We start from the raw sequence: 14,228 nt of genomic DNA, 5'->3' as shown, positions 1-14,228 counted from the left end.
GAGGTAAACCCGCCAAGGTGGCCCTGGTGGCATCCATGCGCAAACTGCTGGTCATCCTCAACGCCCGCATGCGGGACCATCTCAACGCCTCCCAAACAGCCTGAATCAAGACAGTTGCTCTCCCCGCACGCAGGGAGAGGGGACACGTAGCGTGCGCCATGCGCACGACCCCAAGAGGCCTGACACCTGGCGATAGACAAAGAAGAGCGGGCCGAAGCCCGCTTTTCCATCCTGCGTGCGACGCGCTCGACCCGTCAGTAGGTACCGGTCATGTTGAGGAACCAGCCCCGGTGGTCGTAGTCGAAGTCGGTCAGGTCGTCGCTGAAACGGGTGAAGTTGTAGCCGGCACCGATGCGGAAGTGCTTGTTGAGGTCACGGTCCACGCCGGCCAGGAAGCCATGCCGCACGCCGCCGTCGTCCACGTCCAGCCAGCGGTACTCGCCCAGCGCATGCCACTTGGTACGCAGTTCGTAGCGGGCCTGCACCGCACCGAAGGTGGTGGCCGAATCCAGCCACACGCCCGTCCCGCGGCCCATGCGCACCTCGCCCTCGCGCCGCGCCAGCTTGCCGGCGAACTCCCAGTGCTGATCGTGCTTGTACACGCCTTCCAGCGACACGACCTGTGACCGCTGGTCGTACTCCGCACCGCCCAGCTGACCCATGCTCGCCAGGTCATACAGATACGTGTAGCGGCCGAACCAGCCCCAGCGCGTGCTGTTCCAGGGGCGATACGCGAAACCGACGCTGCCCTCGATGAACTTCGCGCCCTCCTGCGGATTGAGCGTGTCGTCGGTATCCGCATAGTTGAAGCGGGCAGCGACGCGCCAGCTCTCGCTGAAGCGATGGGTCAGGCGGGTGGTGCTGACCCACTGTTCGCGCTGTTCCGCGCCGGTGTCCTCGCGCCACTCGATCTTGCTCTGCCAGTCGGTCTCCGGCGAGGTGTGGCCACCGGAGATGCTGACCGCGCGACGATCCACCACGCCGCCGCTCCGCGCGTTCTCCAGCTCGCCCTCCGACAGGGTGAAGCCGGCGTTCCAGCCCCGGGCCGGATAGAAATCCATGCCGAAGGTGTGCGCCAGGCCGGACTCGTCGCGCTCCTTCAGGAACTGGCTTTCGTTGAACACGTTGACCTGGCTGGAGAGGCGCCAGCGCTGTCCCAGCGTCCAGCCGTTCTGCCCCTGCGGATTGAACAGCGAGTCGTAGCCGGTGGTGTCGGTCGAATGCGTGTAGCCGCCGTAGAACGAATGCTCGGCAGTGAGGCGGTACTCGGCGTTGACGCTCGCCGCATTGCCGCGATCACCGTCGGTCACCTCGGCGCCCAGCGACGAGTTGTCGCCGAACAGGTGCTTGGCACCCAGCGTGTAGGCGTCGTTGTCGGCGTAGCGGCCGTCATCGTCGTCCACGGTGAGCTGGGCCACGCCGTAGACTTCCCACGCACTGCCGATGCGGTGCTGGTACTTCAGCGCGGCGAGCGTGCCGACCGCATCGAGGGCGCTGCTTTCCTCGTCCACGCGACGTACTTCCAGGCCAAGCGTGCCGTCGTCGCTGATCCGCCATTCCAGGGTCGCCTGCGCCTGCACCAGGGCATCGTCACCGCGTTCGGCACGGGTATAGCGGCTGTAAAGGCGGAGGTTCTGGTTGAACTGACCCAGCAGTTCGGCACCGTACTCGGTCACCGGCAGGCCGTTGTCGTAGCGGGAAATCGAATACCCGGCATCGGTGCGACGCCACCAGCCGCCCGCGCTCCAGTCCTGTTCCGTCCAGCCCAGCTCCTTGAAGTTGGCACGCGCCTCCAGCGAGCGGGCATCGCCCTCGCGGTTCAAGGCGGTGTCGTTCTGCTGGATGAAACTCAGGCCACCGTTGTCGGAGAAGAACGCCGGCAAGCCGAACGACTCGCTGTGGGCGTACTCGGCCTTCAGGAACGTGCCCTTGCCCGCCTGCAGGGTGAGGTCGCCGCCTTTCAGCGTGTAGTCCTCGCCGGCACGGCGCTCGTCGATGTAGGTGGCGCCCAGGCCGATGTGGTCGCCGAACCAGTGCTTGCCACGCAGGCCCACGGTCAGTTCGTCGGCGTCGAATCCGGATGGCACCCACTCGTAGTCGACCAGCAGACGCTGCTCGAAGCCGTCCAGCGGCGTGTCGCGGGTCAGCGTGGGACTGTTGTCGCGGCTTATCTGCGCCAGAGGCCGGGTCAGCAGGAGGCGGCCCTGCAGTTCGTCGATCTCGTAGTCGGCACCCCGCTGCAGCAGCACGCGCTGCTCGGTGCGGCCGGTGGTGCGGTCGCGCGTCTCCAGCGTCACCACGTCCGAGCCCGGCAACAGGTCGGTATGGCGCAGGTAATACAGGCTGCCGCCGGTGCCGATGAACTCGTTGTGCCCCGGCGCGCTCTCCGGCTGCGAGCCGAACACGCGCAGTTCGCTGCCGGCATCGCCCCAGCGGTTGCTGGCGTTCGAGCGCCAGTTCAGTGCCGCACCGTACAGCGAGCGCTGGTACTGGCCGAACTCGGTGCCGGTGATGCCGGTGCTGTAGTTGCCCCACAGCGCCTGGTTCTTGTCCCAGTCCACGCGCAGGTAGAACCGGCCCATCGTGTCCACGTCGCGATAGGTGTTGGAGTCATCGCCGTAGACCGGGTAGTACAGGTCCGGATCGAGGCGACGGAAGATGTCCTGCGGATCGGCCTTGGTGAACCCGTCGAACAGGCGTTCCAGATCGCGCTCGGTGGTATCGGCCTGCGCCGTCACCAGGTACTTGCCGCGCCACTTGGCCTTGCCGTAGAACGCCAGCCGGCCATCGCTGATGACGTCGTCCTGGTAGCGGCTGTCGCCCTGGAAAGCGCCGGACGCGCCGCTGATCCTGTTCTGGGCGATGGTCACGTCGGCCAGGCCCACGCCGAAGAAGTAGCGGCCGGTGACATCGACATCCAGCGTGTGGGCCTGCGCCGGGGCCGGCGCATCGCTGGCGCCGCGTCCGCCCACGGCGATGTCGAAACGGTGACGTCCCACCGGCACCAGGTATTCGGCGACGAACTTGCGCTCAAGGTCGACCGGGTAATCCTGCCCGTTGATGCGCAACGCGGCATCGGCCGGCAGGTTGCGGCCCTGGATGCGGATGCGCGAGCCGTACAGCGGGATGTTCTGCTGGCGCAGGCCATTCTCCGCGAACACGTCGTCGACCAGGCGCTGTGCCTGCGCCTGTTCGATGCTCAGGGCATTGCCCAGCTGGCGCTCGGTGCTGGTACGCAGGGCGTTGGCGCCCCGTTCGGCTTCTTCCGGCGAGACCAGTTGCAGCGTGCGCGGCAGGGTTTCGTCGACCTGGCCGTCGGCACCGGTGGCGCGCAGCACGTAGACCAGCTCATCGCCCTTGCGGAAACGGTACCGGGCCGGCAACGCGCCATCCCATTCCACGCGGCTCACGGCCGCCACGTCCAGCGGCACCGTCGCCAGCGGTTCGATCAGGTCGGCATCGCTGCCGCGGTACACGCTGATCTCCAGCGTTTCGATGAACGCCGGATAGTTGCCGCGCACGTAGAACTGCACCGGCTCGAGGATGCGGGTTCCATCGAAGGCGGCCAGCGACGGCGCCGACACCGACAGTTCCGGTTGGCCGAGCGTGGGATCTTCGGTCGCCCAGATCACGCCGCCACCGGGCAGGTCGATCGAGAATTTCCCGGTCACCACGGCCTTGGCCGGCGGCGGTGCTTCCACCGTCACGCGGCGGTCGGGCTGCAGCGCGGTGGACGTGGCAGGTGCGTCGCCGCCCTGCGTCACCGGGCTGTCGTAGCTGCGCGTGCGCAACCGGAAGAACAGCCCGTCCTCGCCGGTGCAGCGCTCCGTATCGCATGTCACCTGCGTGCCCTCGCCTTCCACCGACGCTTCCGCGGTCGGTGACGCCGCCTCCTGTGCGGCCACCATCGGCGCCGCACCGGCGAGCAGGGAGATCAACGTGTAGTCCAGCAACTTCATCTTCATGCGCTTGTCCATGACCCGCCCCTTAGTTCCGCGCGCCATGCGGCGCAATCGGGTCGTTTTCGATTTCCACCCGCAACGCGCTGCGCGCCGTCGCACCGAGCCGTCCGGCCAGCGCGTCGAACACCGCCTTCGCGCGCTGCATCCCCAGCACGGCGTTGTAGGCATGGGGGCCGCGCCGGTCGGCATGGCCCACGATGACGACGTCGCCGCCTCCCTTGCGCTCCAGCGCGGCTGCCATGGCGTCCAGCAACGGAACGAACTCGGGACGGATCGTCGCCTTGTCGGTGTCGAACAGCACCGTGCCCAGCAGGGCGGTGTCGGCGCGCACGCCGGTCACCAGCGATGCCTGCGTGTCGGTGCTTGCCCGCACGCTGATCACCAGCGCCTTCGCCGCGGCCGCATCGAGCTGCGCCATCAGCGCGTCCTTCACCGCGTTGGCGCGATCGAACGCCAGAGCCTCGGTATCGCCATCGGCCTGGATCACCACCTCTCCGCCCTGGTGCTCCTGCACCTTGGCGGCCATGGCCGTGATCAGCGGCAGGTATCGCGGCGGCAGCTGGTGGCTGCCCGGCGCGAAGTGCAGCTCGCCCATGTCGATTTCGAGTTGTCCGCGCCCGCCACCGATCACCTGCTCGGGCAGCTTCACGCCCCAGTCGAAGCGGACCGGCACGCCCGGCGTGACACGGCGCAGCAGCGGGTTGTCGGTGGTCAGCTCGGTACCGGCAGGCAAGGTGGACGGATCCACCTTCAGGATCAGGTTGCGCCCGCGCTCCCACGCGCCGCCGGAAACACCGGCCAGGTGATAGCGGCCGAACGGATCGGTCTCGATCAGCAGGCCCTCCACCGTCGCGATGCGCACGCCGGGGACACCGCGTTCGTCGATGCCGGTGTTGCCGATGACATAGTCCACGACATAACCGTTCTCGACACGGGCGATCCTGCGCTCCACGCTCGGCATGGCCGCGGTGAAGCCGCTGGCGGCCTTGCCGCCCGTTTCCACGGACGTCACGCCGTTGCGATCCATCCGCAGGGTCACGCCCTGGTCGCTGGTGAGGACGAAGTCGTCGGTGAACGACAGCGCGCGCAACGTCTGGCGGATCACCACCTGACGGTCGCGCAGCGGATCGGCCTCGGACTGGAGACCTTCCACCGTGCCCAGCGCAATGCCATGCAGCAGCGGTGCGCTGGCGTCGGCCTGCGGCAGCGGACCCGTTCCCCGATCGAGCGTGGTCGAACCGGCGACATAGGCATCGGCGGCGAAGCCACCCTGCACGCGCACGCCGCTCAGCGTGGCGCTGTCCTGCCAGCCATCACCGTCGCGGTCGTTGAAGACCGTGCCGAACACCAGGCTGTCATCCAGCAGCGTGTCGGCCACCAGGGTCACTTCGGCGGTGGCCACGTTGGAGAGCGGCACGCCGGACGACGACAGCGCCTGCGCCTGGTTGACCTGCGTGCCGGCACGCGTGCCCGCACCCACCCGCATCATGTACACCAGCCTGGCGTTGCCGCCGACCGGAATATCGAGACCCTCGAAGCGCACCGGATGGTGGCCGGACACCGTGGCGGCATTGTCGCCATCGGTGACGGCCAACGAGCCGTCGACATAGCCGAAGCCGGCCGCCGGTGTGTCGACGATGCTGCCGTTGACCAGCGGACCATCGCCCAGGTTCTCGACCGAAATCGTGTAGCGCACCAGATCACCGGTCCGCACGTCGCGCACCCCGGCCGTCTTGGTCAGGCGCAGCTGCGCCTCGCCACTGACGATCACGATGGCATCGGCGGTGTCGCAGTTGCCCGGGTTCAGTACTTCGCAGATCGTGTACGGATAGCGGTACGTACCCGGCGGCGTGCCGGTGGTGAGGGTGAGGGTGCCGTCCGGATTCATCATCAACCCGGCATGCGGCGAGCTGCCCGGCATCAACGCGACCTGGCCGATCAGGGCCGGATCGCCACCCAGGGTGTCGTTGCCCAGCACACTGGGCGAGGTACCGCCGTCGCCGCTGCGGATCGGCAGCAGCGCGTCTTCCTCGGCGTTGATCGCCGTGGCCAGTACCACCAGCGTGACCTGGGCGTCATCGCAGTTGTCGGGGTTCAGCACTTCGCAGATGCGGTACGCGATGGTGTACGTGCCGGCAGGCGTTCCCGGCGGCACGGTCACGATGCCCGATGCGGGATCCAGCGTCGGCACCGGAGCCCCATTGATCTGCGTGGCCGGTGTGGTCACCGTGCCGGCGATGCGTGCCGGATCCACGGCTGCGCCATTGATCACGTCGTTGTCGTAGACATTGCCCGCCGACGCACTGCCCTCGGCACCGTCCACCGGCACCAGCACATCGTCCACGGCATCCATCACCGGCAGGATGGCGGTATCCACGCCACTCGGCGGGCTGCTCACCACCAGTGGCGTGGTGACGCCGCCCGGCGGATTCGGCGGTTGACCCGTTGCGGTCGCGCTGTTGTGCACCTGGCCGGCCAGCACATCTGCCGGTGCCACGGTGTAGGTCGCGTTCGCCACCACCTTTTCGCCAGGCTGCAACTGCCCGGCAGTCCCCGGCCACGCATAGGTCAGCGGGCTCAGGCCGGGCAGCGTGTCGACCACCGACACGTCGGTGAGGATCACGTTGCCGGTGTTCTCCACATCGAAGGCGTACTGGATGACGCTGCCTTCGCGATACGGTCCGCTGGAGGTCACCGACTTGACCAGCGTCATCGCAGGCTGTTGCTCGGTAGCGGTATCCACCTCGCTGGACGGACTGGTCACCACCGGCGGCGTCGGGCCACCCGGCGGCGTCGGCGGCTGGCCGCTCACCGTCGCACTGTTGTGCACATTGCCCACCGCCACTTCCGCGACGGTCACCGTGTGCACGCCCGTGCAGGTCGTATTCGCACCCGGCGCCAGCATCGTCAGGGGACACGTGGCCGGCGTATCCAGCTGCGCGTCGTTGACCACGACATCGCTCAGCGTCACGTCACCGGTGTTGGTGACCACGAACTGGTAGGCGATCACGCTGCCCACGCCATACGGACCGGTCGAGGTGACCGACTTCAGCACCGTCATCGACGGCGCCTGTGCGGTGGCCGTGTCCACCTCGCTCGACGGACTGGTCACCACCGGCGGCGTCGGGCCACCCGGCGGCGTCGGCGGCTGGCCGCTCACCGTCGCACTGTTGTGCACATTGCCCACCGCCACTTCCGCGGCAGTCACCGTGTGCACGCCCGTGCAGGTCGTGCTGGCGCCAGGCGCCAGGGTCGTCAGCGGACACACCGCCGGCGTATCCAGCTTCGCGTCATTGACCATGACCCCGCTGAGCATCACGTTGCCCGTGTTGGTAACCACGAACTGGTAGGCGATCACGCTGCCCACGCCGTACGGACCGGTCGAGGTGACCGACTTCAGCACCGTCATCAAGGGTGCCTGTGCGGCGACGGTCGTCGTGACCGGCGTGCTGCTGCAACCCGCCGCGCAAGCGGGGTCGCCGCCGCCGGTCACGGTCGCGATGTTGTCCGCGCTACCCGCTGCGGTCGGTGTCACGTTGAGGGTGATCGTTGCCGCACCGCCGACCTGCAGGTCGGCCATCGCCACGGAACAGCTCACGTCGCGGCCAGCGATCGTGCAGTTGGGCGTGGCGGTGTTGACGGTCATGCCGTCGGGCACGGTATCGGTCACGGTCGCATCGGCCGTGGCATCGGCGGTGCCGGTGTTGCGCACGCCGATGGTGTAGTCGAAAGGAACACCCCGGATCGCGTTCGCCGGTCCCAGCTTGGTGATCTCCAGAGCGGGCGCATTGATCGTCGTGGCAACCGGCGTGCTGGTGCAGCCGGCAGCGCAATCCGGATCACCGCCACCCTCGACGGTCGCCGTGTTGCTGACGCTGGCGCCTGCCGCCGCGGTGGGCGTCACGCGGATCACGTAGGTCATCGTGTTGCCGGGAGCGGTGTTCGACAGGCCCGCCGCGATCATGCATTCCACGGTCTGGCTGCCGGCCGGCGCAAGCGCACAGCCTGCGGGCAGCGCGCCGATTGTCAGGCCCGACGGCACCACATCGGTGACGGTCGCCACGGCCGCCGTCGATGCCGTGCCGGTGTTGGTCACGGTGATCGTGTAGTCGTAGGGCACGCCGACCACGGCCGTGCCCGCACCGCTCTTGGCGATGGCCAGGCGGGAAGCGACGACCGCCGTCTCCACCGGTGCGCTGGTGCAGCTGCCTGCGGTGGCGCAGTCGGGATCGCCGCCGCCCACCACCTCGGCGGTGTTCGACACGGTCGTGTTGTTGACCGCGCCCTGCGGCGTGACGGGAATGACGAAGGTCGCGGTGTTGGCCGGACCCACGTTGGACAGACCCGCTGCGATCGTGCATTCGACGGTCTGGCTGCCGCCCGGATTGGTCGCGCAGTCTGCCGGCAGCGCCCCGATGCTCAGGCCCGTCGGTACCACGTCGGTCACCGTCGCGATCGCCGAGGTCGGTGCGGCACCGCTGTTGGTCACCGTGATCGTGTAGGTGAAGGGAACGCCGACCGCGATCGAGGCGGGCGCCACGACCGACGCGGTCTTGGTGATGGCCAGGCGCGGAATGCTGACGAACGCCACGTTGAATGCGCAGTCCTGCGTCACCGGCGTCACGGTGTAGGTGTATGCGCCTGCGGTGGGACCGCTCAGCGTGGCCTGGCACGTGTTGGCGCCGCCCGGCGTGGTGATCACCGGCACGTGTCCGGCGGTGGTCGGGGTAAGGGTGAAGCTGGTGCTCTGTCCGTCCTCGACCACCTGCGGCGAGGACGTGTTCAAGGTGCCGCCGGTGATGCTCGGCGTGACCAGCCAGACCGTGGCGAACTCCGCCGTGACCTGCAGGTCCTGCGTGCCCATCCGCACATGGCATTCATTGCCGGTCACCGTGGTGCAGCCACCGGTCCAGCCCTTGAAGAGGGAGCCGTTGTCGGCCACTGCCGTCAGGTAGGCCTCCTGGCCTTCGCCCAGGTTCTCGGAACTGCAGGCCGTCCTCGCGCCTCCGGACGGACAGGCATAGACCGCGGGAATGGCGTTGAGCCGTCCGCTGCCCGCACCGATCGTGTTGGCGGTGAGTCGATGCTGTGCGGCACTGACAGGCGTGCTGACGCCGTCGGTGTTGTTCGCCGCCACGCTGTCGGACATGCCGGCTGGCGGCGCCACGCTGACCACCGTCACCACGGGGGTGCCCGCGGCGGCGGCGGTGATGCCGTTGACGGTGTAAACCAGCGACTGCCCCACGGGCAGGTTGGCCGTCGTGGTGGAGATGGGGCCGGAGCCGCTGCCGGTCGCGCCGCAGCTGGCCGTGCTCCCCGACGGCACGGCGCAGGTCCAGCCCGCGGTACCGTTCGCGCCGCTCAGGCTTTGCGAGACGGTCGCGCCGGTGGCGTCGACCGGGCCGTTGTTGGTCACCGTGACCGTGTAGGCCACGGCACCGCCCACCAGATAGGACGGCACCCCGCCATTGCTGACGGCGACGCCGAGATCCAGAAGTGTGGTCGAGGCAGGCGAAATGGTGGCCTTGACGAGTGGCCCGATGAACGGACTGACCGTATTCGCCCGGACATCGTAGTCGCCGTTGTTGATGACGTTGCTCGGACCGGTGGTGGCCGCACCGGCCGGCACGGTGAACGTCACCGGGAAACTGCTGCCGGCGCCGGCCACCAGGTCGCCTACCGGGCAGTCGATGTACTCGGCGCGCGGTGCCGTGCCTGCATGCGGCCCGGTGCAGCTCGCCGGCCAGGAATTCGGCACGAACGTGAGCGGCAGTCCGTTCTCGGTGATCGGCGCTGCCAGACGAACCGTCGCGCCAAGCGCGTAGACACCCGAGTTGTTGACGTAGTTGTAGTTGTAGGTGACCTGCTCACCGGGCTTGGTGGTGGACGGCCCGATGGCGGCCACGCTCAGGCCCGGCATCTTGGAGCCGAACACGTCCATGTAGACCTGCGCGGTGTGGCCGGCGCCGCCGTCGGCGCAGTTGGCCACATAGACCTTCAGCATCACCTGGTCGCCCACGTCCAGGCGGCCATTGCCGGGCGCGATGTCGAAGCCCTGCCAGTTGGTGAACTGGTAGGCGCCGAACGACTGCCAGGGAATGCCCGCCTGGTTGGAATAGTTGAAGGTATGGAAGAGCTGGGTACTGCCCTTCGTGAGGTTGATGACCTCGACAAAGAAGAAGGGTTGGCGCCCGGCCGGATGGCCCGGGTTGTTCAGCACCGGCGCCATCGCGAACCGGATGTGCACCTTGCCGTCGACCGGATCGACGTCGCTGAGCGCCATGGTGGCGGTCTGCTCCATCGCATAGGCGGACCACGAGCCGTTACCGCCCAGCAGTGCGGATGCGGTACCGGAGAACGGGTAGCGCGCGCCATTGCCGTTCGTGGATGCCGCGGTACCCGGCGTGGTCAGCACGCGCATGTTGCCACCGAAGGCGGTATTGACCGTCGCCGTGCTGGCCACGGTTCCGGTCGGCGCGCCCAGTGTCAGCTGGCTGCTGTTGGTCGGCGGCACCGTCGGCATTGCGCTGCTGGAGCGGGTATAGCTCTCCAGCTTCCATTCGGAAAAGTTCTGGGCTTCAAAGCCACCGTTCTTGATCTGCGCCTGCACCGCCGGGACGACGAGCATCGCCAGCAAGGCCAGCGCCCATGCAGCCAATACGCCGCGGCCACCCTTTCGTTGATGGAGCCTGTCGGCCCCTCGTCCCTGCACTGCTGCGGCAATCTGCATGATCCATCCCGTTCTGACTGCAAGAAAAATGCGTGGAAGCGTCACGGGCGATGCCCGCGATGCGAGTGGAGGAGGCTTTCGACTGCGCGTCATGTCCGCGCTGCGATACGCACGGCGCCATGCGCTGCATGGCCCGTGGTCGACATCCGGGCGATTCAATGCGCGTGCCCGCGCGCGCGATGTGCGTCGTCGACCGGATTCACCGTGATGCCGTTGGGCAGCACCATGTCGCCGGCGCGCTGGCCCGCCTTGCAGCGTCCCAGCCAGCGTCCGCTGATAGGCACCGTGCCGGTGTCGCTCGACGGGGCGTCCGGATGCCGGATGCGGTAGGTGCCGTCGTAACGGGCCTGCATGTCGCCCTTGAGGTGCACCTGGGTATCGACGCGCTGGCCATGCGACGCGCAGACGGTACTGACGTCGTGCCCGCCGCGTGCGCCCTTGGATACGGTGATCCGGCGGCAATCCTCGCGTGCGGGCAGCAGGAAGAACGGCACCACGCGCTCTGCGCTGGCATCGGTGCATTGCAGCGCGGTCATCGCTGATTGCATCCGACCGCCCATGCCCGCCGGCGCGTGGGCCTGGATCGTCACTTCCCACAGGCCCGGCTTGCGCAGCGGCAGCTCCGCATAGGGATTGACGCGAACGTCCGCGGCGTAGGCCGCAGGAGCCAGCATGGCCAGCAGCACCGCGAGCATGGACGACCATCGCCGTGCGACGGTCCGCGTGGAATCCGCCGCGCCCATGGCATCGGCATTGGCGCGCGTGAGCGCGCCCAGCAGTGAAAGCATCAATGTCCCCCGAGGTTCCCGAAAACCCGTTTGTTGCCGCAATCGCCGGTCACCCGGCCCATCCCCATGACGCGTGTCCGTCGTCGCTCACCCCGAAGGGCATGGCCGACTCCCCAATGCGGACGTCCCCGGTTGAAGCCATGCAGAAGTGACCTGCCGCACGCTTTCAACCTTTCCGGTTTCGTTATCGGCAGATGGGCCGCCGACTGAAATCCCGATTTCGCCAATGGGGTCGAACGCACGACGTGATGCAAGTCGGGTGCCAGAACGGAACACCGTCACGCGGCAGCGGGCCGGGAAAGGCCCGGCCGCCGCCACAGGAGCGCGGGAACGAGGAGCCTCAGCGCATCGGCGCGACGTGGGCGCCACTGATTCCTTGCGCGGCCACGCGCCATCCGGGCCCGACACGATGACGCCCTGCGATGTGGACGCCGGAGTAACGTCGCGCACGACGAAACCCCGACACCGGTGCCGCGGCGGCGTCTGCCGGGGACGTGCGGGGGATGCGTCCTGGCGCATTCGGACGCAGAAGGGCAACAACTGCCCCAAAAAGAAAAAGCGGGCCGAAGCCCGCTTTTCCGTATCGCATCGCGATGTCGTGCGGCTTACTCGGCCGACACGCCCTCGCCTTCTTCCACGGCCTTGATCGACAGGCGGATGCGGCCCTGCTTGTCGACTTCCAGCACCTTGACCTTCACCACGTCGCCTTCCTTCAGCGCGTCGCTGACCTTCTCGACGCGGTCGTTGGAGATCTGCGACACGTGCACCAGGCCGTCCTTGCCCGGCAGGATGGTGACGAACGCGCCGAAGTCCATGATCTTGGCGACCTTGCCTTCGTAGATGCGGCCCGGCTCGACATCGGACGTGATCTGCTCGATGCGCGCCTTGGCGGCCTGGCCGGCGGCGCCGTTCACCGACGCGATGGTGATGGTGCCGTCGTCCTGGATGTCGATCTGCGTGCCGGTTTCCTTGGTGATGGCCTGGATCACCGAACCGCCCTTGCCGATCACTTCGCGGATCTTGTCGGGGTGGATCTTGATGGTGATCAGGCGCGGCGCGAACTCGCTCAGTTCCTGGCGCGGTGCCGACATCGCATGGGCCATTTCGCCCAGGATGTGCAGTCGGCCGGCCTTCGCCTGCGTCAGCGCCTGCTTCATGATCTCTTCGGTGATGCCTTCGATCTTGATGTCCATCTGCAGCGCGGACACGCCGTTGGCGGTACCGGCGACCTTGAAGTCCATGTCGCCCAGGTGGTCTTCGTCACCCAGGATGTCGCTCAGCACGACGAACTCGTCGCCTTCCTTCACCAGGCCCATCGCGATGCCGGCCACCGGCGCCTTGATCGGCACGCCGGCATCCATCAGCGCCAGCGAGCTGCCGCAGACCGAGGCCATCGAGGAGGAACCGTTGGACTCGGTGATTTCCGAGACCACGCGGATGGTGTACGGGAACGCTTCCATCGTCGGCATCACGGCGAGCACGCCGCGCTTGGCGAGGCGGCCGTGGCCGATTTCGCGACGCTTCGGGCCCATCATGCGGCCGGCTTCGCCCACCGAGAACGGAGGGAAGTTGTAGTGGAACAGGAAGTGGTCCTTCCACTCGCCGCCGACGGCGTCGATGACCTGGCCGTCACGCGCAGTGCCGAGGGTGACGGCCACGATGGCCTGCGTCTCGCCACGGGTGAACAGCGCCGAGCCGTGCACGCGCGGCAGCACGCTGACCTGGGAGGAGATCGGACGCACCTGGTCCAGCGCACGGCCGTCGATGCGGACCTTGGTCTTCAGGACCGAGGCGCGCATGGTCTGGTATTCCTGCTCGCTGAATTCCTTCGACAGCTCGCCGGTGCTCCACGCATTGCTCTCGGCCTGCGGGGCCAGCGTGTTGAGGATGGCCTTCTTGAGGCTGGAAATGGTGTCGCGACGCTCGATCTTGTCGCGCACCTGGAAGGCGCCGGCCAGGCTGTCGCCCACGGCGTTGCGCAGCGCGGCGATCAGGCCTTCGTTCTTGGCCGGCGGCTGCCAGTCCCACTTCGGCTTGCCGGCTTCGGCGACCAGCTCGTTGATCACGGCGATGACCTTCTGCATCTCGCGGTGACCGAACATCACGGCGCCCAGCATCACTTCTTCCGAAAGCTCGGCGGCTTCGGATTCGACCATCAGCACGGCGTTGGCGGTACCGGCGACGACGAGCTCCAGCTTGGAGTCCTTCAGCTCGCTGACGGTCGGGTTGAGCACGTACTCGCCGTTGATGTAGCCGACCTTGGCCGCACCGATCGGGCCGTTGAACGGCGCGCCGGTCAGGGCGACGGCGGCGGAGGCGCCGATCAGCGCCGGGATGTCGCCGTCGATCTCCGGGTTCAGCGACATCACCGTGGCGATGACCTGCACTTCATTGCGGAATTCTTCCGGGAACAGCGGACGCAGCGGGCGGTCGATCAGGCGGGAGATCAGCGTCTCCTTCTCGGTCGCGCGGCCTTCACGCTTGAAGAAGCCACCGGGGATACGGCCGCCGGCGTAGAACTTCTCCTGGTAGTCGACCGTCAGCGGGAAGAAGTCCTGGCCTTCGCGGGCCGACTTCGCGGCCACGGCGGTGACCAGCAGTACGGTGTCGTCGAACTTGACGACGACGGCGCCGCCGGCCTGGCGGGCGACTTCGCCGGTTTCCAGGGTGACCTGGTGCTTGCCGTACTGGAAGGTTTTGGTGATTTTTGCCACGTTGGTTCCTTGAGGTGCCTTGTGCGGGTTGGAC

Annotated in this window: 4 protein-coding genes and 1 pseudogene; 1 reads left to right on the top strand and 4 read right to left on the bottom strand. The window is 67.6% G+C overall.

What is annotated here, in order from left to right; all coding sequences use genetic code 11:
* Positions 1-104: pseudogene (locus tag MMG85_RS09645) on the top strand (IS110 family transposase); the annotation flags it as partial.
* A 150-nt stretch (positions 105-254) separates the two neighbouring features.
* Here MMG85_RS09645 and MMG85_RS09640 read toward each other — a convergent pair.
* The 4 genes from MMG85_RS09640 to pnp form a co-directional block, all read right to left on the bottom strand.
* Positions 255-3,965, bottom strand: coding sequence for a hypothetical protein (locus tag MMG85_RS09640; RefSeq protein WP_241045845.1), 3,711 nt, complete (start codon positions 3,963-3,965; stop codon positions 255-257).
* 22 nt (positions 3,966-3,987) lie between these two features.
* Complete coding sequence (locus tag MMG85_RS09635) at positions 3,988-10,620, bottom strand: OmpA family protein (RefSeq protein ID WP_241045844.1); 6,633 nt, start codon at positions 10,618-10,620, stop codon at positions 3,988-3,990.
* Between the two features lie 227 nt (positions 10,621-10,847).
* On the bottom strand, positions 10,848-11,480 hold the full coding sequence (locus MMG85_RS09630; RefSeq protein WP_241045843.1) for a DUF3617 family protein: 633 nt from the start codon (positions 11,478-11,480) through the stop codon (positions 10,848-10,850).
* Positions 11,481-12,085: 605 nt separating this feature from the next.
* Entirely contained in the window at positions 12,086-14,194 is a 2,109-nt protein-coding gene (pnp, locus tag MMG85_RS09625; protein WP_055943871.1) for a polyribonucleotide nucleotidyltransferase, read from the bottom strand.
* Positions 14,195-14,228 lie beyond the last annotated feature (34 nt).

It is taken from the genome of Pseudoxanthomonas sp. LH2527 (assembly GCF_022539275.1).
Taxonomy (GTDB): domain Bacteria; phylum Pseudomonadota; class Gammaproteobacteria; order Xanthomonadales; family Xanthomonadaceae; genus Pseudoxanthomonas_A.
Note: the sequence above shows the minus strand (reverse complement) of the source record. Positions and strands in the feature narration are given on the sequence as shown.

Coding starts and splice junctions, on each gene's coding strand:
- MMG85_RS09640 (WP_241045845.1), bottom strand. CDS start 3,965: ATGAAGATGAAGTTGCTGGACTACACGTTGATCTCCCTGCTCGCCGGT.
- MMG85_RS09630 (WP_241045843.1), bottom strand. CDS start 11,480: ATGCTTTCACTGCTGGGCGCGCTCACGCGCGCCAATGCCGATGCCATG.